The sequence below is a fragment of the Mastigocoleus testarum BC008 genome (assembly GCF_001456025.1).
In the GTDB taxonomy this organism is placed as follows: Bacteria; Cyanobacteriota; Cyanobacteriia; order Cyanobacteriales; family Nostocaceae; genus Mastigocoleus; species Mastigocoleus testarum.
Map to the genome: position 1 here is coordinate 1 of NZ_LMTZ01000122.1, position 23,125 is coordinate 23,125.

15 protein-coding genes are annotated in these 23,125 nt (G+C 35.7%); 8 read left to right on the forward strand and 7 right to left on the reverse strand.

Annotation, left to right across the window (positions count from 1 at the left end):
* Positions 1-422: 422 nt before the first annotated feature.
* Positions 423-2,420: a M48 family metalloprotease gene (locus BC008_RS31525; protein WP_027842435.1), complete on the forward strand. Its 1,998-nt coding sequence runs from the start codon at positions 423-425 to the stop codon at positions 2,418-2,420.
* A gap of 230 nt (positions 2,421-2,650) precedes the next feature.
* On the opposite strand, the gene psb30 is transcribed toward BC008_RS31525, so the two are convergent.
* Positions 2,651-2,770: a photosystem II reaction center protein Ycf12/Psb30 gene (psb30, locus tag BC008_RS31530; RefSeq protein ID WP_027842434.1), complete on the reverse strand. Its 120-nt coding sequence runs from the start codon at positions 2,768-2,770 to the stop codon at positions 2,651-2,653.
* Between the two features lie 157 nt (positions 2,771-2,927).
* Here psb30 and BC008_RS31535 point away from each other — a divergent pair, with 157 nt between their 5' ends.
* Positions 2,928-3,311, forward strand: coding sequence for a YkgJ family cysteine cluster protein (locus BC008_RS31535; RefSeq protein ID WP_027842433.1), 384 nt, complete (start codon positions 2,928-2,930; stop codon positions 3,309-3,311).
* A 108-nt stretch (positions 3,312-3,419) separates the two neighbouring features.
* Here BC008_RS31535 and BC008_RS31540 read toward each other — a convergent pair whose 3' ends face one another.
* Positions 3,420-5,189 carry a DUF4114 domain-containing protein gene (locus tag BC008_RS31540; protein ID WP_027842432.1) on the reverse strand — a complete coding sequence of 590 codons (1,770 nt, stop codon included), beginning with the start codon at positions 5,187-5,189 and terminating at the stop codon, positions 3,420-3,422.
* Between the two features lie 882 nt (positions 5,190-6,071).
* Positions 6,072-8,486, reverse strand: coding sequence for a DNRLRE domain-containing protein (locus BC008_RS31545; RefSeq protein WP_058184196.1), 2,415 nt, complete (start codon positions 8,484-8,486; stop codon positions 6,072-6,074).
* 835 nt (positions 8,487-9,321) lie between these two features.
* Between BC008_RS31545 and BC008_RS31550 the strand changes: the two genes are divergently transcribed.
* Positions 9,322-9,777 (forward strand): TMEM165/GDT1 family protein, encoded by a 456-nt coding sequence (locus BC008_RS31550; RefSeq protein ID WP_027842431.1) that lies wholly within the window; start codon positions 9,322-9,324, stop codon positions 9,775-9,777.
* Positions 9,778-9,850: 73 nt separating this feature from the next.
* On the forward strand, positions 9,851-10,177 hold the full coding sequence (locus BC008_RS31555; RefSeq protein WP_027842430.1) for a TMEM165/GDT1 family protein: 327 nt from the start codon (positions 9,851-9,853) through the stop codon (positions 10,175-10,177).
* 104 nt (positions 10,178-10,281) lie between these two features.
* On the opposite strand, the gene BC008_RS31560 is transcribed toward BC008_RS31555, so the two are convergent.
* Positions 10,282-10,797, reverse strand: a complete 516-nt coding sequence (locus tag BC008_RS31560) for a hypothetical protein (RefSeq protein WP_027842429.1) — start codon at positions 10,795-10,797, stop codon at positions 10,282-10,284.
* A gap of 369 nt (positions 10,798-11,166) precedes the next feature.
* Here BC008_RS31560 and BC008_RS31565 point away from each other — a divergent pair, with 369 nt between their 5' ends.
* Positions 11,167-11,748, forward strand: a complete 582-nt coding sequence (locus BC008_RS31565) for a DUF2808 domain-containing protein (RefSeq protein WP_027842428.1) — start codon at positions 11,167-11,169, stop codon at positions 11,746-11,748.
* An 84-nt stretch (positions 11,749-11,832) separates the two neighbouring features.
* Here BC008_RS31565 and BC008_RS31570 read toward each other — a convergent pair whose 3' ends face one another.
* A complete protein-coding gene (locus BC008_RS31570) occupies positions 11,833-14,424 on the reverse strand; it encodes a GAF domain-containing protein (RefSeq protein ID WP_027842427.1) in 2,592 nt (863 codons plus the stop codon).
* A 540-nt stretch (positions 14,425-14,964) separates the two neighbouring features.
* Between BC008_RS31570 and BC008_RS31575 the strand changes: the two genes are divergently transcribed.
* Entirely contained in the window at positions 14,965-16,254 is a 1,290-nt protein-coding gene (locus BC008_RS31575; RefSeq protein ID WP_235595964.1) for an APC family permease, read from the forward strand.
* A 197-nt stretch (positions 16,255-16,451) separates the two neighbouring features.
* Positions 16,452-17,702, forward strand: coding sequence for a hypothetical protein (locus BC008_RS31580; protein ID WP_058184197.1), 1,251 nt, complete (start codon positions 16,452-16,454; stop codon positions 17,700-17,702).
* A 243-nt stretch (positions 17,703-17,945) separates the two neighbouring features.
* Here the strand turns inward: BC008_RS31580 and BC008_RS31585 are convergent, their stop codons facing one another.
* Positions 17,946-19,043 (reverse strand): serine hydrolase domain-containing protein, encoded by a 1,098-nt coding sequence (locus tag BC008_RS31585; protein ID WP_027842425.1) that lies wholly within the window; start codon positions 19,041-19,043, stop codon positions 17,946-17,948.
* A gap of 991 nt (positions 19,044-20,034) precedes the next feature.
* Between BC008_RS31585 and BC008_RS31590 the strand changes: the two genes are divergently transcribed.
* Entirely contained in the window at positions 20,035-21,555 is a 1,521-nt protein-coding gene (locus tag BC008_RS31590; protein ID WP_027842424.1) for a HEAT repeat domain-containing protein, read from the forward strand.
* Positions 21,556-21,581: 26 nt separating this feature from the next.
* Here the strand turns inward: BC008_RS31590 and BC008_RS31595 are convergent, their stop codons facing one another.
* The gene (locus BC008_RS31595) at positions 21,582-23,057 is read right to left on the reverse strand and encodes an FAD-dependent oxidoreductase (protein WP_027842423.1); all 1,476 of its coding nucleotides are present in this window, start codon (positions 23,055-23,057) and stop codon (positions 21,582-21,584) included.
* Positions 23,058-23,125: the final 68 nt, after the last annotated feature.

Here is a 23,125-nt window from a genome sequence, read left to right on the forward strand (position 1 = left end):
TAATTCGGGATAAGTCCTCTTCTAATCCTTTTGGTTGGTCATGGATACCTGAGTAACTCCTTACCCCGGAATTTTGAGGGGATACAAATAATCTGTAATCACAAACCTGTCAGGGAAATAACCACAAGTATTACAATCTGATTAATAAATATTTCGCCGTAGGTTTATGATAGCCGCGTATTAGCCTTCGCAAAATTTTTGACCTTGTAAAAATTGGACGAATGAATTAGGAATCTCTGCCTGTTCAAATTAAGGTTTATTAAAATTTGCTCTCAGTCAATATACTTGCGCAATTTTACTTAAAGTACTCATTAGGTTTGATATTTAGATAAAATTTTGCGAAATACCGGTGACAGAGACTGAATTTATTAGTGAAATATAGATCGTTATGAAATTATTTTTTATTAGTTTGGAATTGAGTAATGTCACTGCAATCTGGATTAGAAGCTGCTAAAGAAGGACGCTATCAAGAAGCGATTCAAAAACTGGAGCAATTTTGTCGCAATTGTAACGATAACAATTCTTCAGAATTGTTAACGGCACAGATGTGGCTTGCAAGATCCTATCAAGGTGCGGGACAAGATGAAAAAGCTTTGATTCTGTGTCAAAGATTAATGCGAAGTGAAAACTCTCAGGTGAGTAGCTTTGCAAAACAAATGCATCAACAACTGACTAGTTCTTCAAGAACTACATCCGAGCATAGCTCTCAAAGGAAAGCCAATACAACCCACAAATCAAATCGTGCCGGTGCGGGTGTTAAATTAGCAATGGCTGCAGGTATTGGCGGTAATTTAAGCTTAGCTTCTGGGGTTACAATCACTTTACTCTTTGGTATGGTGTTGGCTTTGGGATTGAGCGTAATTTTTATTTTAGGTAGTGAAGACCCCATATCTGGTTTGGGGTTAGCGATCGCTTTTACCCTAATTTTTAATACTGCTGCTTTTTTCCTCTCACCATTTTTAATGGACTTAAGTCAGCGTTGGTTGTACCAAACTCGTTGGGTAGATATCAGTGAAGTAGAAAATCTTTCACCAGAAACTGCGAGTGTTATTCGGCGCGTCTGCGAACAAAAAAAGCTCAAAACTCCCCGTTTGGGAATTATTGATGACCAGAATCCCACAGCTTTTACCTATGGTTCCTTACCCAATAGCGCTCGCTTGGTCGTCAGTCAAGGGCTTTTTACTTATTTAGATGATGATGAAATAGCAACTGTCTACGCTCACGAACTTGGACACATAGTCCATTGGGACTTTGCAGTAATGACGGTAGCTTCTACTCTAGTACAAATTTGTTATTTTATTTACATTACAGCCAGAAGGGTAGGACGTCGTGGTAGTAGCAAAGCTAAAGATGCAGCTCAAAATGTGGCTCTAGTTGCTTATATCTTTTATTTGGTTGGTACTTATTTACTTTTGTATCTTTCCCGGACGCGAGAATATTTTGCTGATCGCTTCGCTGCAGAAACCACAGGTAACCCCAATGGACTATCCCGTGCTTTAGTGAAAATTGCTTACGGTATTGTTGAGGAGGGATCTCGTTCCACAGAACCAAGTCGCTTAATTGAAGGAACTCGCGCTCTGGGTATATACGATCCTAAAGCCGCAGGAAGTACTGGAACCGCATATCGTATCGCTTCCGAGCCAGAAAAAATTGGTAGAGTTTTTCTATGGGATATGTTCAACCCTTGGGGTTGGTGGATGGAGTTAAATTCTACTCATCCCCTCACCGGTAAGCGAGTGCGTGCTTTGAGTAACTACGCCGAACAGCTAGGTTTACCCACTGAATTTGATATGGGAAGAGTTATTGGTGAAGGTAAACATTTAAACAGACAAAAGCTTTACGGTAATTTCTTCTTAGATGTTGTTATTTACAGTTCTCAAACCATAGGTTTGTTTGCAGGACTAATACTTGGAGTGGGTATTGCTGAAACTTTAACTGCGCTAATAGCTTACCCAATAATTGGTTGGGGGATAGGAACCTTAATCAAAGCTTTTGTGATGTATCCCAGCTATAACAAAGCAGTAGAAACCGATGTTTTGACCTTGATGTCCGATCCTTATGCTAGTCCTCTACGTGGTCGTCCTGCGAAGATAGAAGGCGAACTTATTGGACGTGGTGATGCGGGTTATCAATTTGGTTCTGACCTAAAAATTCAAGACCGTAGTGGTATGCTATTCCTACGTTACTCTTCTCGTTTTGGTCCGGTCGGTAATTTCTTATTTGGAATGAAACGAGTTAAAAGTTTGATTGGGATGAAAGTTGAAAGCGTTGGTTGGTTCCGTAGAGGTATTGCACCTTGGATGGATTTAATTAGTTTGCAAAGTGAAAATGGTACCGTTGTTAATAGTTACCATCGCTTCTGGTCATTTATTCTGGGTGGAGGGATGATAATTGTTGGTCTTTTCCTAATCGCTTATTGAGGTAGAGTAGTGCGCTTATATCTTTGCAGCCAGCTAAGTTAAGCCTTACGAACCTTCTAGTGATATTTTTTAACTTGTATGATTTAAAACTTGTAATTGCGTAAATCTGCAAATAAATTATTAGAGACGTAGCATTTTACGTCTCTAATGTTTTTGAAGTTCTTTTTTTGAAATTCAATAATCTGAAATTCAATAATCTGAAATTCAATAGTTTGAAATTCAATTAAGTCTTACATATTACCATTACGGAATGCGAGTACAAAAATTACCGCAGGACCTGCAAGCATAATCAGTGCAACAAATGTCAACTGAAAAATAACTTCCCAATTGATGTTTGCTAAAGCTTCCATTTTCCTCCCTCCGATCTTAAAAAGATTAAATAATCTCAAGTGTTGTATTTGAATTCGATCATATCCGGCTACCGCCTCCTTAGTTTAATTAACTTAACAAAATGAAAAGAAAAACAATAAAACACTAAAATCAGGATATTTAGTATTAGGTTGGAATATGGCAACTTGGCAATGTGTTAAGCAATGTGGAGCTTGCTGTCATCTCGACCCCACAGACCGTCCAGAATTGGAAGAGTACTTGTCTCCTGAGGAGTTAGAGCTTTATCTAAGTATGGTAGGTGAGGGAGGATGGTGCATTAACTACGATCGCGAACTTAGAGAATGTAAAATTTATCCAGATCGTCCGCGTTTTTGCCGCGTAGAAGCGGAAGTGTTTGTTGAAATGTATGGTATTGAAGCGCAGGACCTAAATGATTTTGCCATAGAGTGCTGTAATCAGCAAATAGAAGGTGTATACGGCTTACGGAGTCTGGAAATGATACGCTTCAATCAAGCGATATTTGAGGAGAATGGACAAGTACGGATCGCACACGAAGAATAGAAATTAGGATATAAACACCATCATCTAGAGACGCGATGCATCGCGTCTCCATAGCAAATTTATATTGTGAAATTTTTGTCGCGTCTGTTTGCAACAAGAATAATGAAGTTATTTAACTGTTAAATCAACAGAAAAGACCATATCATTAAAATCGCCATCACCAATACCAGCTAAATCTTCAAAGCCAAAGGTATTATCTCCAAATAAGCGAACGTGATCTAAACCATCTAAATTTGCTTCTAACTGGACAAAGTAAGCGTTATCTTCACTACCATTGGCTAGTAAGTATGGCGCATATAATGCTCCACCTTCTAGGGTTACTGCTTCTTCAGTTCCATTTCGGTCAAATTCTACTACACTGTTGCGAAGTGCTGCTTGAGTATAACCAGAATCACCAGGAGAAAATGTTTCTCCACTTAGGGGATCCACTACCGTTCCATTTTCATCTGTAATTCGGTACAAACCGCCAATATTATTGAAAGCGGCTTGACTTTCTACTTCAAATGAGGCTTCTATTTCCTTACCTTCTTGACCTGTCAAATCAATTATTTCTTTTTGGAAACCACCTTGTAAATTGCTACCTAAAGCTGGTGATTCATCGCTGACCTCAAAGTCAACTACCATATCATCGAAATTACCATTGTCACTTTCAGGATTTTCTTTCCAAGCTAGACGTAATTGACCATCTTCTCGTTCAGAAATTTGTAAACGATCTAATCGATCAGGGTTAGCAACATTAGCGTCAAAAAAAACGTTAGGTGCTGCTTTACCAGCACTCAAATCTTTTAATGCCTGATCGGTGGTACCATCTTTGATGAAATAAAATCCTAAATTCTTACCACCATCTAAACTAATTTCCCTGGGATCTCTCAGATTAGATAAACCATTATCCGCTAGGGCTGAAAAGACTACTTGTCCGCGTTGGAGTGCTGCTTGGGTATAACCATCTTCTCCTGGAGAGATACCGTTAATATCACCATTTTCATTATCAGTAATAAAAACTCCCAATTCATTAACGGATTTAGTATTACTTTCAGTGAGATTAAATTTAAGTCTCGTTCTAGAACCGTCACCAGGGATAAAGACGGAATTATTGGATGTTAACTCAACCTCAACCTTCTCTGAACCTTGGTTATTGGGGGTTAGTTCACCATTATTCCCACCATTATTTTCACCACCATTATTCTCACCACCAGTCTGTCCACCATTATTTTCACCACCGCTATTCTCACCACCAGTCTCTCCACCACTGTTTCCACCTGTGAGACTTTGGTTAGAGACTGTAATTTGACCTTCTGGAGTTTCGCCATTATTTGCTGCTTCTCCAATGTAGAGATAGAGTGTTTCGCCTTGTTCAATAGCTTTTTTGAGGTCAAAACCTATCTTTCCACCATCACCCAAACTGATATGAGAGCTTGATGTGCTTCCATCAGAATCAAAACTTTCTAAAGTTGCAAAGGTATTATTAAGTTTACCATTGAGACTTCCTTGGAGATTTTCGTCTTGAAAATCTCCCGGTCGTTGTGTTCCCGGAGTAAAAATAGTTTTCTCTGGACTAAAGTCAAACACGTCCAAAGCAGGAATATTGTTAATCTCTTGTGCGTCATCAATTTTGACGTTGCTAATTTTAATACCATCAAGGTCGAAGCCACTAAATTTTCCTGTAGCACCTCCCTGTCCGCTATTACTATCAGCTATCTGAATCGAGTTAATATCAAAACCAATATCTGAAAGCTCAGCACGAAAAACACCTGTAGTCTGATTTGGACCTGTAGCTCCATCTATCTTTTCGAAAGATAGCGGTTTGCTTTCAGCAGAATCTTCTACATTTGCAGTATTCAATAATTCTTCGTTAGTTTGTCGAATTTCAGATTCCATGATTTTAGTTCTTTAATTGATGTTTTAAGTTATCTAGCAAACACAGGACAGCACAAAATACGATAGTGTGTAAGCCGAGTCATAAAGAATAAAAATAATAAATTACACGCCAAAATATACACACTAAAAATATCTAGAAATTAACCAAGAGTTACCGAGTTCTCATTGACTATTTCCCCTAATTATTTGCAAAAAATATATGAATAATTGGCAATTTTTTAAATAAAATTATACTCAGTAAACTCTAACTTAATAAATAGTATTTGATTTCAAATAATTCAGTGATTTAAATTAAAATTTAAAATTTATAGTGATAGATAGAAAACAAAGTAAAAGAATGCTTAAATACAATCAATTCCAGATTTAAATTTAGTTAATTAAAATTATCATAAATCTAAAATTACAGTATTTAAACTAAACTTTTAGTTACTTAAAATACGGTTCTTTAAATTTTCCTAATCGCTATATACTTGCACCACAAAAGTATCTGTGAATACTTTTCACAAAGATTAAGTAGTATTATTTTAGACATTTTTCTGCGCATAACCATAAGTTGAATGCAAATGTCTTTCATATAAACATATACTCAAAAATAGTATAGGCATCAAAAAAGTATTATTAAATGACATATTTTGGCATTTTTCATAAATATATAAGTTAGGTTTCTATCACAGTCTTATTTAATTAGATAGGTTGGACTATACGGTATAAAAGTGACAATATAGAGACAAAATAGTTACAAACTTAAGACATGGAAAACATCCGCATAACGGTAGCAGCTAAAAACTTATATAGAGATGTTGCACGGCAATACAACATCTCTACAATGGAATGTACGCAGACAGATAGTTCAATGTCTGCCGTACTTATGTCAGTAAAAACTTAAAAAACGAATTGATCTTCACTCAATTGGTTCGGATTAATATTCTTGAGAATTGCAAGAGTTGTAAACTGTCCACCCCCATCGTCATCATCGTCACCACTAAATGGACTCACTTGTACTTTTGTACCCGAACCAGTACCAACAAATTTCACGTAGTCCTCAAATTCAAAATCGTCTGCATCATCATCACCAATGGAACCTTTGAATAGGTTATTTAAATCGATGCGATCGCTATTGACATCAAAGTCTGTAATTGTATCAATTCCACTATTTACAACATCCTTGTAAACAAAGGTGTCGGATCCACCACCACCTGTAAGGATGTCATCACCATTATCACCTTCTATGATGTCGTTCCCATCACCACCATTAATCTCATCATGACCTTTTTTACCTATGATAGTGTCGTTACCTTTTAACCCTTTAATGAGATCATCTTCAGCAGTTCCAAAAAGTGTATCTGCATTATCTGTACCAACAATTCCTTGAGTAGAGTTTGTTGGGTTTGGAGTGGTGGGATTATTGGGAGTAACTGGATCGCTTGTAGTTTCAAACTCGATCTTCAAGCGTGGTGCTTTGTTCCCCTCTGAAGATGTAAAGTAAACCCCATCTGTATCTGTTGGTGTAATTACCCAACCGAAATTACTGTTTGGATTGGATTGCCAAGCTTGAAGACTTTTTGTAACATCAAAAGATTGTAGACCAGTCTTAACTGGACCTGTCACTACATCCGCACTACTTGCTGCTTCTACATCGTTAGTTTGGATACCAGAACCCAAGCTTTTCCAAGTATCTGATTCTGACCAATTTTGCAACATCCGGTGTAATTCAAGACTGTCGCCTTTGTTAGTCACATCTAACTCCAGCGAAGCAGATTTTATTTCAGCATTTGAGGGGATTTGACCATTAATATCACCGAAAATATTATCAAAACGCAGTAAAGCTTGCTGTTTTGCAGCACCGTTGTTGCTACCATCAACTTTTAGAGTTTTGGTGTTACCGTAATTAGTACCTGATTTATTTTTGTACAAATAGGTGTCTTGTGTACCATTAAAACCGTTAACACCTTGTGCAAAGGTAACCTGAGAAATAGTTGTAATTGGTGGGTCTGTTGGATTTGTTGGGTCTGTTGGGTCTGTTGGGTCTGTTGGATCTGTTGGGTCTGTTGGATTTGTTGGGTCTGTTGGGTCTGTTGGATTAGTAACAATATCGCCGAACTTAATTTGAAGTCGATCGTTTTCTCCCACAGAGTAGTAATCTTTTACTCTAATGGAACCATTATTATCTAAATTGAGGACAAGGTCTTGATTACTTTTATTTTGGTTTACATCTGAAAATTTATAACCCGATAGATCTAGAATATCTTTGCTGTCAGCGCCGGAAATAACGTCTTTACCAGTACTCTGACCAGCTTGATAACCACTAATGGTGTTAGCAGCTTTGTTCAGAAATATTTCATCATTACTGCTGGAGTTGATCAGATTCTCTGCTTTGAAATTGTAAGCAATTGCTGTTCCAAAGGGAGTGACCTTGTAGGTATTTCCATCGCCACGAGCCTTATAGGATTCTCCGTTGTAAGCATTTTTTGTAGTAATAAAACCACCTTCATTTAGATCTAAGTGGTATCCCGACTTATCAAAATCAAGATTTGAAAAGTCGAAGGTATCGGTACCACCACTGTCCCAAATAGTTTGTTTTATTGGCTTATTTTTATTACCGAAGAAATCATTACCAACGTTATAGCCGTAAACCGTATCAAACTTATAAGTTGTATCCTGTTGATTATATTCCTTTGCCCCATAGAGATATTGCAATGCCAGAATATCATAAGGCATGGGAGTTATCCCCCCTGTGAAGGGACTCTTATCTTTGAGGCGGTTGTATGACATCAGAGTATTACTGCTGTTGTCTTGAGAATTGGGTAGAAATGGACCATCATAACTACCATTGCTTGAGCCATTGTAATTACCTGGGTGCTTTAAACCCAATCCATGCATACTTTCATGTATCAAAGTCTCATAACGGTAAGCACCTGCTCCGTTTCGAATGTCGCTAAAAATCTTAGGATTGATACGTATGTCACCAGCAGTATCACTACTGTTGGATATGGTTCCTGTGGAAGCAGACCCAACTTTTGTGGAAGAAAGGTAGCGAATTTGCCCATAATTATTTCCTTTGTCTGACACTTCAACAAAGTCAACATTAATAAAAGGCTCTATTTGATTTTCAAGAATATCTCGAATAGAATTTTTTATGTCATCAGGTAGTTCCTTGATTGTATTATCATCTCTATAGTAAGGACCACCGTCGTAGAAACTGTAGGTAATTTTATTATCTGACCATTTATAAGTACGTGTCAGAGAATCAATTCGATTGTCACCGGACTTCGGAAAATTTTTGATTACTTCTTGCATTTAATTAGACACAACATGACATGAATAAATGAGTCTAAGAATAACAAAAACCCCTACTCTGAATATTTGAGAATCTAAATAAAATTACTGTAATCTGTGTTATCCAGAACTAAATTTTAATCTATACAAACTATAATAATTACTACTGGTATCTAGGCAAACAAAGATATTACTTGTATCACTACTGATAATATCTAAATTTTATTTAGCTTCTTAAAAGATAATTTAGAGTTACAGATATTATTTATATATTTAGATTTAATATTCAGAAATATTAAACTATAAAAGTGACAATCCAGATACAAAAATATGACAAAATCACACACAAGTGTGACTTATAATTTAGATATTTATATTTTGCTTTATATACTGTTGTTAATACTTACTAACCCAAAAAAGTAAATCAATTACATGTTAACCCAAATATAGAATATGAATATTTCAATAAACTTAAAACCATAAATTAAAGCTGATTTTTTATTGTGTTTTAGATTTTCGAATTATTTTTCTATTACTTATAATTCACATACAATCAAAATCAATCAAGTCAATAGTATCTAAAGGTACACTTAATTATCAAATGGTTACAATTAACTATAGGGTTCCAAAATCATTAATTGAGAAATAAGATACAGGAAATGATTTGATTTTTAATTTAATTAAGTATTTTTACTATAATTCAGGAGTTAAAAGAGGAAGAAATCTTAATTTAACTGTCCTGCCTCTGAAAGCAAAAAGAACTAATGCTATATGTATGTCGGGTGAGTTGCAATTTTTAACAAAAATCTGAGAAAATGATAGAAATATGAATAAATGTATCGCAAGATTATAAATCGTGAAAATTGACTCAGCACCTTTCAACTTTAACAATAGTTCTTCCAATGTTGATGAGAAAGGGATTCAGCAACAAAAGGGTGATAAGTCTAGTTCTGTTAAAGTTGTCGAAAACTATTTGACTAACGACTCTGACAATAAAGAAGAGTTATCAAAAGATTCAGAATCCTCAGCACACCAACCATTAGCGATTTTCGGAACTACCTTTGTCACTATATTTTTAGCAGAAATAGGTGATAAAACGCAAATTTCCACACTTATGATGAGTGCGCAGTCTCATCAGCCTTGGGTTGTTTTCCTTGGCGCTGGGGTTGCATTAATTTCAACTAGTCTCTTGGGTGTAGCGTTGGGTAGTTGGGTGTCGAGCAAATTATCCCCCAAAACTGTGGAGAAGGCTGCAGGGGTAACGCTACTGCTGGTCTCACTTATGTTGTTTGGGGACGTAATTTTTGGCTAGTGAGCGTTGTCAGCAAGTAAATAAAGATCTAGAAACTAATTTTTTGTGTAAGCGTTGAATAATTCAGAAGCGTATGAATTGGCATCTTTTAAGTTTAAGCTTTATTACAGTTTTTTTATCCGAACTTGGTGATAAAAGTCAGTTAGCAGCGATCGCACTTTCCGGTCGTTCAAAATCTCCACGCGCTGTTTTTTTTGGAACAGCTGGCGCTTTATTGCTTACTAGCCTTTTGGGTGCGATCGCAGGAGGAGCAGTGGCGGAATTTTTACCGACACGATTACTAAAAATAGTCGCAGCTATTGGATTTGCAATTTTAGCTTTACGTTTGTTGTTTGGAGAGGGTGAGGATGAAGAATCTTCTGATGATATCCAACCTGCAGAAATAATTCCTAGCAAATAATAATCAAATAGTTTCTTAAAAAGACAATTAATTCAGGGAGAATAACTTACAAAAGTTTGCCTGAATTAATCGAATAAAAATTAACTAAATGAATTAATTTTGCTTTATCTTCGCAAGCAAATACTAATTAGTAAACCACCTACTAATAGTTTTACTCCGTCTAAGAGCCAGTAAATACTATGCATTACACCCATTCCACTGGGAATTGCACTTGAAGTCTCAAATAAATTGAGTTGCATCCCAATTGCAGACATCTGTGGTGTTAGAAGGTAAGTATCTATTAAAGATACACTCATCAGAATAATTGCCAACACTATTGCACTACGACTAAGCCAAGTGTTTGAGTTGTAGTCAGACTCAGCACCTACTTGAACTTTTTGGATAACAAAAAATCCTGTTACCACTAGCGCAGCACAAAGTAACTCAATCCGATTGAAATTCCAAAACATTAGATAGCCTGCTGAGGCAAAATTACTCTGACTCATCATGCCCGATACGTAAAGACTTGGCATAATTACCCAGTCTAAAAATATGCTGGCACTTAGCCAAAATCCCAAGGTGAAGATTATGAGTGTTTGCCAGGCTGGATGCTTGTATCCAACCCTAGAAATGATGTTCATATGAATAATTTCGCTAATCTACTTTCAGTATCTAACTTAACAATTTCTTTTGACCACCATTCTCAATCATCTTTTACAAATCCCAAAACAAATAAACATAAACAGTTCATGTTTCTACATGATTCCCACGATAAATAAAACCTAAATAATTATATTTATTTACTAAATATTAAATAAATATAATTTAATTAGCACTATATAAAAAAAATAGTAATGTAAAGGTAATATGAACAATTGGCACGCTCGAATCGAAGATTCAGAGTAATAATACTTATTTATTGGTTTCAGATATAACATTAATAAGCTTAGGAATGAAACTTTGTAAGGCGAAACTTCAAAGTTTTGAGTTGTAATAAAATTGTGAAAACAATGCGTTTTGCTTTGATATTAAGTATGGCACTGACTTTTCTTGGTGCTGTGGAGATATTAGGAACCAAAGTTACACCTGCCGTACAGTTGAGGGATGGGAAAGTATACTTTAAACAGCCACCACGTTTATTGAGGGCTGTGACTACTTTTAAAAATGTGAATGTGTGGGGCGCAACCTACTATTTCACAATTAAATTACCTCCTAATGCAGGTGAGCCCCTACAAAAAGTAAACATTAATCAGCATGAGGGTTTGGATCGGGTTAATTTCGATCTTGATGATAGTTTTGCTTTTATTGGTAATCTTTCAAATAGAGGGAAAAAATTATCCTTAGACGTCACTAGCGATCGCAAATTAAAAACTGTATCTTTGAAATTTAACCCACCAGTATCTCCTGGAGAAACTGTCACCATAGCCCTTAAGCCCACCAGAAATCCCGGGACGGAAGGTATCTATTTGTTTGGAGTCACGGCATTTCCTCCTGGAGACAATCCCCACGGTCAGTTTTTAGGATTTGGTAGATTTCACTTCTACGGTGACGGTTTTGGTTTGCGATCGTATCCTCTATCAGTTAATAAGTGATAACGAACGGGTAATACAAATCAGTTGCCAAGAACTAATTACCAATGACCAATGACCAATTACCAATTACCAGTTATCCATTGACTACTTATCTTTAAAAGTCCACACACCATCGTCCCATTTATTGTCAATATCTGTTGGTGCAGAGTTCAACCAATAATTACAACGATCCCTGTGCATTATTGCGGCTTTATCATTTCTATCTATTTCTAAAACATTTTCAAATTCTTTTTTGGCAAGATTGAACTGGCGATTTACGTAATATTTGCGCCCCTGATGATAACATTCAATTTTTTCTATTTTTTTAGAATCTATAGGTTGATTACGCAAACCAATTAATTCATAGATTGCTACTGGCTCATTTCTACCTTTAACGCGAATATAATCTAGTTCCCTAGCCCATATTTGTTCCTGACAAGGTTTATAAGTGTTATCGCTAAGGATAATATCGCAGCCGTACTGTTTACTTACACTTTCTAGTCTGGAACCAAGATTAACTCCATCACCAATAGCAGTAAATTCCATTCGCTTACTGGAGCCAATATTGCCACTAATAACTGTATCAGAATTAATGCCAATACCGATATTAATAATTGGTTTATTAGCAGCGCGACGACGTTGATTAAATTCATACAGACGATTCCGCATTTCTAAAGATGTTTGCACCGCCATCCAAGCATGTTCTTCTAGAGGTAAGGGGGAACCATAAACAGCCATAATGGCATCACCAATGTATTTGTCCAGGGTGCCTTTATATTTAAATACGGCTTCAACCATTGATTCAAAATATTCGTTGAGCATACTCACAACCTCTTCCGCTTCCAGATTTTCGGTTAAAGTGGTGTAACCACGAATATCGGAAAACAAAATTGAAACTTCTTTGCGATCGCCCCCGAGTTTAGCATCATCAAGTTTTAGTAACTCCTCTGCTAATTCTTGAGTCATGTAACGGTACATTGTACTCTTTAGGCGTTTTTCATCGCTAATGTCATCTATTACTACTAATGCGCCCCGAACTTCTCGTCGATCATTTACATCAGCAATTGTATTAATAGATAAATTAATGCTGTGTTCTTCCTCAGCATTGGAAAGTAAAGTACGATCTGGATAATATTGCTGAGAATATTTAGCTTGGGCAGAATTTAAAGCATCTGTGCACCATTTACTGAAATCACCTTCCTTGATGTTGATGATATCCGTAATTAATTTCCCTTCGATAATTTCTTCTGCTCCCAATCCCAATAATTGTTTTGCACTTTCATTTGCCGCAACTATTTCACCGCATTGATTGGTGGAAATTACCCCATTGGATAAACTGCGAAGAATATCCCTTTGCATTTGCTCTTGCTGTTTGACTGTGGCGAATAACTGAGCATTTTGTAAAGCAACCCCAGCTTGAATGTTAAAAGCTTCCATAAATTGTTCGTCATCGCGGTCAAAGCTTGCTTGGAAACATTCAGGCGGTTCCGGCCAATTTTTAGGATTATATGGTGGAAAATCACCAGATTTCTTTTTATTAACTAGCTGGGTAACACCAATTAATTCACGATCAGCATTAAATACTGGCATACATAATAAGCTGCAAGTCCGATAACCATTTTGTGGATCCATTTTTCTAGCTGTATCAGAACCTGGATGCTCATACAAATCAAAGGGAATATTCAGTATTTCGCCAGATACTGCAACTTGTCCAGCAAAACCAATACCTACAGGTATACGCAACTCTTTGGTGGAACCGTCATCTTGGGTAATTTTTGTCCATAATTCTTGGCAATCGCGATCTATTAACCACAAGGTGGAACGGTCAGCATTCATTAATTCTTTTGCCTCGTCCATCACTCGTTTGAGAGTATCTTCTAAGTCTAAATTACTTTGAGATAAGGACTTCACCGCTTTCATAAGTGCGGCTGCAGCTCTTTGCTTCTGGGTTGCAATATAAAACGAACGAGAAGATTCCAGTATTAATCCAATAGAAGGAGCAAACTCTTGGAACAATTGCTCGTCAGAACTAGTAAAACCTTGAAGATCGATTCTTTTTGATAAAGCCGCACTTCTGTGGTGATTTGGTAATAACTTATTCAAAAGCTGGACAACTGCAACTAGTTTCCCCCGCTCGTTTAACAAGGGCAAAGCTAACATGGTGTATGTCCGATACCCAGTTTTCTTTTCTTGTTTTTTGGCAAATACCGAACGCGGATCGTCATAGAAATCGTAGGGAATATTAATAACCTTCTTAAAAGTAGCAACTTCACCTGCAATACCTTTGTTGGCAGGAATACGAATTTCTAAGGAACTGTTACCATCTCCTTCCGCTACTATTGACCACAATTCTTGTTTTTCTTCATCCAGTAAAAAAATAGTTGTCCGATCTGCTCCCAATAATTCTCCAGTCTTGAGGGTGATCGAATGCAGCATTTCTTGCAAAATTGCCTCAAATCCCTGAGAATCCAACATGGATAGGGTTTGATTGACAACCATTAATTTCTGCTCAACCTCATTGACTACTTGCTTAAAGGTGTCTTGAGTCAAGGGAGCAAGAAAACTAGAAATAGTTCCTTGCTTTTTTGCAAGGGTTCCCACAGGAGTAGTGTCATGAAGTGACATCCTGTTGTTTTGATTTCTATGAATTATAACTTTATCAGTATTATCGCGTAATTGATATTGATGCACTGACATAATAAATTTTTGATATGGGATTTGTTTTCGGAGTATTTAACACTGTCAATGAAGCCAAAAGATATTATGCGTTGTCTGTAATAAAAAATACTCTTTTATCAATGTTAACAGTTTAATCTTTGGAAAGATAAAGCGTCATCTATTCCGAATAAAAGTTGAAAAAAAAGAATTCCTAAGGGAAGAAAAATAATCCCAAGTAATTAAAAAAGGTATTGGGATTGAGAAGGAAGAACCAAGAATCGGCAATTTGTATATGTCCATTGTTCTATTTGTCCTGCTAGCCCTTCATTGTCAGTTTGCAATTTCCCAATTTTTAACTCGATTAATTTAAAGAATTTGTGAAGATGAGGATATATTCGGTAGGTTAACGGTTGTAGCTAAGATCTAAAATTTGCAACAACATGAAATGTGAGTGATTCTAGGGACGCAACTTTGTTAAGAGTTACGATAAAACAGAATTTTGTTATATATATATTTTGCCTGCAAGTATTTTTGCAGATTTAGTTTTTTATGTCTTCACATACCTCTGAACGGAAGACAGTGAGTCTACTCACTGCCACCTGTATAGTAGTTGCAAATATGATTGGTACCGGTGTTTTTACCAGTTTAGGCTTTCAGGTAAGAGATATTCAGTCCGGCTTTACTTTGTTGTTCTTATGGGTCATGGGTGGAGTATTCGCTGTGTGTGGTGCTTTAGTTTATGGCGAATTAGGAGCAGCAATGCCTCGTTCTGGTGGTGAGTATTGTTATCTTTCTCATATTTATCATCCTGTGGTGGGTTTTTTATCTGGATGGGTATCAGTGACAGTAGGATTCACTGCACCAATTGCAGCATCTGCAATGGCTTTGGGAGCCTACTTCTCCAGTGTTATACCCCTGTTACCACCTCTGGCGATCGCTTTATTTGTTGTATTTGGCGTTTCCCTAATACATGCTAAAAATATGGTGTTAGGTAGTTATTTTCAACAAATATTTACTGTTGTTAAAGTAATTTTGATTATTATTTTGATTGCTTGTGGTTTAATTTTTGCAGAGCCACAACATCTAAAATTCCTGCCATCAACAACAGATTTATCCTTAATTTTCAGTTCTCCTTTTGCAATTTCTCTTGTCTATGTAACTTATTCTTATTCTGGTTGGAATGCAGCTATTTATTTAGCCAGCGAAGTAGAAGAGCCAGAGAAAAATATCCCGCGTTCTTTAATTATTGGAACTCTAATTGTTACAGCTTTATATTTGCTACTAAACTTCATTTTTCTGCACAGCACACCTATTGAAAAATTAGCAGGAGAATTAGAAGTTGGTTATATTGCTGCTAATCACATTTTTGGTTCCCAGGGTGCAAAAATCATGGGTTTATTAATCTCCTTTGGACTGATTTCTTCAATTAGTTCGATGGTTTTAGCTGGACCTCGAGTTACTCAGGTAATTGGTGAGGATATTCCTATATTCAACATACTTGCGAAAAAAAATACAAATGGTATTCCCTTGTATGCACTTTTGTTACAACTTTTTATTGTTACAATTCTGCTCATTACCTCTAGTTTTGAGGCAATTATTACTTATTTAGGTTTTACCTTAACTTTGTCTTCCTTTATGACAGTTTTAGGGGTTTTTATCCATCGACTGCGAGATCCTCAATTACCTCGCCCTTATCAAACTTGGGGTTATCCGATAACACCAATAGTATTTTTGCTCATTAGTTTATGGACGCTGATATTTTTACTACTGAGTAAGCCGATGGAGTCTTTCGCTGGTATTGGAACCTTAGCTATTGGGTTAATTATTTATTATTTAGGAGCAAAGAACAAATTTAAACTTAATAGCTAGCATATGTCAGCTGTCAATTAACAGTTTATAGACCTGCTTTCTTTAGACATAAAGTGAAATTTATGTTTATTTATAGGCTATTAAATTGAATTCAATTACGTACTGTTAATTTCTTTTTGTAAAACAAGGAAAATAAGATTAAGTATCCCAGAATACTAAATATAAAGAATTCCTACCATCTCATCAAAATCAGAACTATGAACAATCAAAAAACTTTATCAATTTTAAGTGCAGGTGCGGGGCTACTATTTTTTCTCCAGGCTTGTAATAGTGTCAATAGTACAACTACAAATACAGAGAATATTAATTCCGAACAATCCACAACCGCTAAAGTTGAGCCTACTTCTCAAATAAAAACAGACCCTTTAGCCAAGTTTGACAAGGCAAATTCAAAGAAACTAACTGATACTGCCAAGTTATTTGCAGGTATGAATTTAGACGCTAATAGTCCTTTCGCTGGAGTCCAAAAAACTAATGGTTGGCGCAACCATCAAAATTTCTTTAAAAATGCTTGGTCAAAGTTAGAGCAGCAACAATTGACTAAAGTTAGAAAATGGGGTGCAGAAGAATTAAAACAAATTAATGCTGCTTCTCCGTCTGTTTTTTATCCTTTTAGTGGACCTGATTTTTTATATGCCTACTCTTTATTTCCAAAGGCAAAAGAGTATGTTTTAGTAGGATTAGAACCAGTTGGGACTATACCTGATTTTACTAAATTCAACAATAACCAAATTAATTATAAATTAAGAGAATCTAGAAGTTCTTTATCTGAAATTTTACAATTTAGTTTTTTTCGGACTAATGACATGAAGGTGGACTTGCAAAAGCAAGGAGTCCTACCAATTTTGTATATCTTTATGGCTCGTACCGGCAACCGAATTCTTGACTTACAGTATGTAGGTTTAGACAAAGATGCTAACATTCAAAAATTCCAAAAAGGAATGGTTCCAGGGGTAAAAATATCCTTTGTTCCTGATAAAGATAAAGAAGAATCGGAACCACGAAACCTGTACTATTTTTCTACAGATTTATCTAATAGTGGACTGACCAAACGTCCAGAATTAACAAAATTTGTTAATAACTTAGAGAATCCAGTTACTTATCTTAAAGCAGCTTCTTACTTAATGTACAACAGCAGTTTTTCAAATATTAAAAATACTATTTTGGCTAATAGTAGTCATATCCTTCAGGATGATTCTGGAATGCCTCTCAAATCATTTGATAAATCACAATGGGATTTAACTTTCTATGGTGCTTACACGCGCCCCATTGGCTTATTTCGTAATCGCTATCAATCGGATTTACGCAAGGCTTATAAAGGTAATAGAAACATTAAAACCTTAGATTTTGGAATTGGTTATAAATTTGGTGTTAATCAGTCTAATTTGATGTTGGCAGAGACAAAAGACACTGGTAAAAAGTCTCAGGATTTAGTTGAAGGTAAGTAATACAAAATACAATCTGAATACTCATTTTTAGATTTTTAGCCCAAAAAATGTGATTTTTGGGCTATTTTTGCGTTAGTAGAAAATAATTAGAGCAAAACTTAGATGGTTTTACAAGGCTAACGCTTCTAATACTGCAGCATGTTTATCCGAAATTTCTAAATCATTGCTCGTTACAGTGTGCTCGCTATAGTTGCGCTACTTGTTGATACGCTAGGTGCTAATATTACTCACGAAGAGCTTTGTTTAATAATCTATCATCCAAAACTTAAAAAGTGGATGTTTTCCTGCTAATACTTTACTGACGATTTTTTCAGATATTCTCAGACCATTTTGACTATTGGTTAATATTACAATTCCGGTATTTGACTCTCGGCTACTTAAAGTAAAACTTTTGAACGTACCCAAATCACCCCAGTGCCAAAAAAATCTCCCGCTACTAGTTGTTTCTAAACCCCAACCCAATCCCCAATCAATAGAGTGACTAATTTTAATCTGGGGAGTTAACATTTGGTCTAAACTTGCTTCCGTTAGGTTGGGACTATCAACAGTTCCAGGATTCATCATAGCAATCAGGAATTGGGCATAGTCAGTAGCTGTGGTACGTAAACTTCCGGCAGAAACTGCAGCTTCAGGTTTACTCATAGCTTTAGGTATCCCTTTACGGTTGTGTCCATGGGAAGCTGTTTTTGCATAAGCTGATTTCCAAACCAAGCTACTGCTATTCATTCCTAAAGGAGTTAGTATTTCTTGTTGCAAATATTTTTCTAATGGTTGTTTAGTAATTTTTTCTACTACTTTTTGCAAATAGAGAAAGCCTTCTCCAGAATAACCAAATTTTTTTCCTGGTTGGGTTTTGAACCAGACAGGTTTACTTCCACTCCAATTAGGAAAGCCTGTAGTGTGGGACAAAACTCTACGAACTGTAACACGCTCTATTCTGGGATCGGAAATGTAAGGTTTTTCTGTGTATTTTGTTAAAGGTGTATCTAAATCTAACTGTCCCCTTTCAACCATTTTTAAAACTGCATAGGCGAATAAAGGTTTGGTTAAAGAAGCTGCAGCAAATACAGTTTGGTTATCAACTGGTTGTTTAGTAGAGAGATTTTTAACCCCAAACCCTTGACTCCAAAACAGTTTACCGTCCCGAATAATTGCTAAGGAAAGACCAGGTATTAGTGCTGTTTGCATTAACTTAGGAATTTGCCTTTCAAAATTATTAATTAGATTTTCTGTCGCAGTAACAGAAGGGTCACGAAGTAAGTTAATGATGTGATAGATGGAAAAACTAGTAAGAGCCATCCCACCATGTTTTAGTAATTTTCTACGAAATATTTGGGGCATTTTTATTTTCTTATCTTCATTTTCTTAAATAATTTAAAAGACTATAAGCCTCATAATTATGTTCCAGAAATAGAGGGATGCCCCAGAGTCCAAATTCTAGTACTGACAGATTTTAGTACTAATAAGTTATTGACGATAAATTATGTTATTTCAGTTATGGTATTAACATTATAATATACAAACAAAAAACCAAAATTTAATTTGCAAAATTAGATATACCAAACAACATAATTACCATCCCAGCGACTTAATTCCGATTATTTAAGTTTTGTGTTTAAGCTTTGTCCTTAGAAGTTCTGCTTCCTAATATGCAATTTCTTCTAAAAACTAACTTTGACAAAATTACCATTTTGTGAATAGGTTTTGGCTAGTTTTAGATTCAAAATATTATTTTGGTATGCAGTAGGGAAATCGGTATTTTTAATTTTCAGTTTTAAAGAAATTACAAGTTGAAGTTTGCCGTCATAAATTTCTCTTCTTGTATTATCCTTGTTTGCGATTTGAATCCCTGATTTGTACTACTCCGTGATTTAAATTGCTTACTCACCGGAACTTTTATATTTTTAGGATACTACTAGTAGTTTCTAATATTAAGATTTATTTTTATATTTATAGCATCTTCAGTTTGAGAGATTTATGCTGTGATAACTTCAGGAAGCTCTGCTATGTTCCTATACTTACTCATGGCTAATTAGCCAAATATTTTGTTGATTTTATTTTCGTTGACTTTATTTTCTAATTTTACTATTTCTTCCTAAGAAATGTAACCAACTAATATCATATTTTACTTTTATTTATGTAACTATTTTTTATTAAAAATTAAACATTATAAAATGTTACCTCTCATATCATGTTTTAGCTGACTTTCGCTGTTATTTTAATCTATTTTAAGGTTTTTGATATATACTTTAAATGAGAATTGAGTATGGTAATTTAATTCCGTAGGCAGCCTCGCCCAACTTAAAATTTCGGCTTGTTATGGAGGTAATTTATGTCTAGCCACCTTAAAAATACTTTATTTATATTACTTAAGTCTACCTTTTTGGGACTATCATTACCTCTGCTCATACTAAGCAATAGCTATGGACAAACGAGAAACAAGCAGAATCCTGGGTTAGGATATAATCAAGTATTTGAAAACTCTATATCTCAGACAAATAAATATATCCAAACTCAGAAATTACAATTGGTAAAACAAGAACAATCAACAATATCAGAACAAAAAGAACAGGATGAGTTATTCATTTCAATATTAGTCTTTATAGTTATTATTTTAGTTTTATATCTGTTATTGCTTCGCTTGCGCCCCATGTGGTTGTCATATTTAGCAAAAGGAAAACAGAATGAACTCAAACAACGGATGGAAGGTTTAACTAATAAGCTTTCGAGTTCGGAAATTGAGGAGAAGTTAGACGCTATTAAAAAATTAAAGGAAATTGGTTCACCAGCAAAAATAGCTGCTCCTGCTCTGGTCGATGTTTTAAATTTTGATAACTCAGAAGTGCGTTCCAGTGCTGTTAAAGCACTGATTGAATTAGGTAATAATTCAGAAGAAGTAGAAAAACCTTTATTAGCATTACTTGAAGAATCTCAAGATTATGAAGTGCGAGCTAATGCTGCTAAGGTTTTGCTTGGATTAGGTAGTACCTCAAATCAGTTAAGATTTGTTTTACCAACTCTCCTGGAAACCTCTGGGGATTCTAGATTGCGCTTGGATGCTGCTAAAGGATTGATTGAGTTAGGTAATACCTCTGAAAAAGTTCAATCTATTTTGCTGGAACTAGCTGAAAATAAAAATGAAAATTCTCAGCTGCGTTCGGATGCAACTAAAGCTTTAGGTTATGTAAGTAATGTTTCAGAAGAATTACAACTTTACTTGCTTGGGTTACTTAAAGATAAGAATGACAATCTCAATGTGCGCTTGAGTGCAGCACAGGCATTGATCCAGTTAAGTATTAACCTTGAAAAGATACAATTTAGTTTGTTGAGAGATTTCAAAGATTCCGAAGATACTCAGGTTCGCTTAGGTGCTGCTCAGACATTAATCAAATTCAGCAATATTTCCGACCGGGTCAAGCTTGACTTAATAGAAATACTTGGAGATAAAGATGATGACTCCGAAGTTCGTTTGAGTGCTTCTCAGATGTTGATGAAATTAGGTGAAATTTCTGAAGAAGTGCAGCTTGCTTTAGTAAGAATTCTTGAAGATTTAAGGATAAGTTTAAGTGCTGCTCAAGAATTGATGCGATCGCGTCAGATATCAGATAAACTGCGAATTGAGTTATTTTCATTGCTTGAGGATAAAACTGATGAACCAAGGGTGCGATTGAGTGCTGCTCAGATATTGATTAAATTTGGTAATATTTCAGTCCGTCGGTTACGACAGGGACTATTAGCGTTACTCGAACATAAAAATGAAGGTTCTTGGTTGCGTTCCAATGTTGCTCGGGTCTTGGAAGGTTTGGGTCAGAATTCGACTACTGTTCCCACAGGTGCAAGTAAGTCAGCGTAAAAATTTTAAGGTATATCAGCGGAGTGTCAAATTGTTAAATTCCTCAGTCCAAAAACCAAAAAAGCTAATACAAGCATCAGGATAGATACATACAATATTTTAGTTGTGCGTTGCTCTCTGAGTAATATTTCTTGGTAGGAAATTTTTTGGTTTCGGATGAGAAAGACGGCTTGTGGACTAAGTATTGAGGGTAATGCTTTACTTAGTAAAAGTCTAAGAATAACATTAATATTCCATAATTTTTTGCGAATAGGAGCTTGATTATACTGCCAAGGATAACCAATTTGCATCAAACGAATCAAAGCTTTGACATCGGGAAGTCGTAAAGATTCATATTGTTCTAAGGCGTTAGAAAGATTGTTGTCATTGCTTTCTAGTGCATCATTAAGAATACATACATCTTCTAATGCTGAGTTTACACCTTGTCCGAGGTCTGGGGGAAAGCTATGTATGGCGTCTCCTAAAAGAACTATAAATGCTTTTTCATGATTTAATTTGGAATAAAATCCACAACAGTATTGAGGAGAAGGAAAACTACCACCTTCACTTGCAGCAAATCTTTGGACTTCTTGGAGGGAAATTATTTTATCTATGGGTATTTGTGGAAATGATTTCTTGAAAAAATCATACATTTCCTCACCATTTTTCAGTTCCCAAATTTTATGGTTTGGTTTGGTAATAATATTTGCGCTACGGTATTCATCTGGGTTTTTTAGGGGTAATAAGCCTAAAGATATCTTGGTCTTGGGATCCTTGAATGCACTACGCACAGCATATGACATTTCACTGGTGGTGAGTTCGTTCCCATTTTCATCTAAAGGAAACCTTGGTGGTAAGGTTAATACTTTATATCTTAATCCCGCACTTCCTGAAGGAAAATAATTCATTTCAAACCTGTTTGATGAAGATTTATCCCACTGTTTGAGGGTATTTCGAACAATGGAATTAATTCCATCACATCCAACAAGCAGAAAAGGCTCAAATATGAGAGATTCGCCATTTTTGATTTCGGCTGTAACTTTTAATTTTTCAGATTCTCCTTCATCAGCCAGAATTTTACTAATTTCAACGCATTTTGCATTAAAAATGACAGTGATAGATTCTTGCCAATTCTTTTCTATCTCAGAATAAAGTAGGCTTACAAATGTCTTTCGTGTTACCCAGTAGGAAGTTTTGCAATCTGAATCTGCAAGTGGAACTTTAAGTGTTTTACGATTTCCATTTGCTTTAATTTCTGTAAGATAAAATTCTGTATTTGGAACGCCATTTTCTATTAAATTTTCGGTTATTCCTATATAGTCTGTAAATTTTTGACCGCGACCATCTATTAAATAATTAAATGATTTATCGGGTTCGTAATAATCTGCGTCAGGACGTTTTTCTAAAACTGTAATGTTTTTCCAGCCGCGTTTAGCTAACATTAACGCTGTTGCGAATCCTGCGGGACCACCTCCAACAATTAATGTTTGTTGCAGTTCGGGACTGTTATTGTTTGTTACCATAGGTTTTCTCAACCATCTGATTCCTGAGTTCTAATTCATATTCTAAAAAACTGCTGCTAGAATTACAG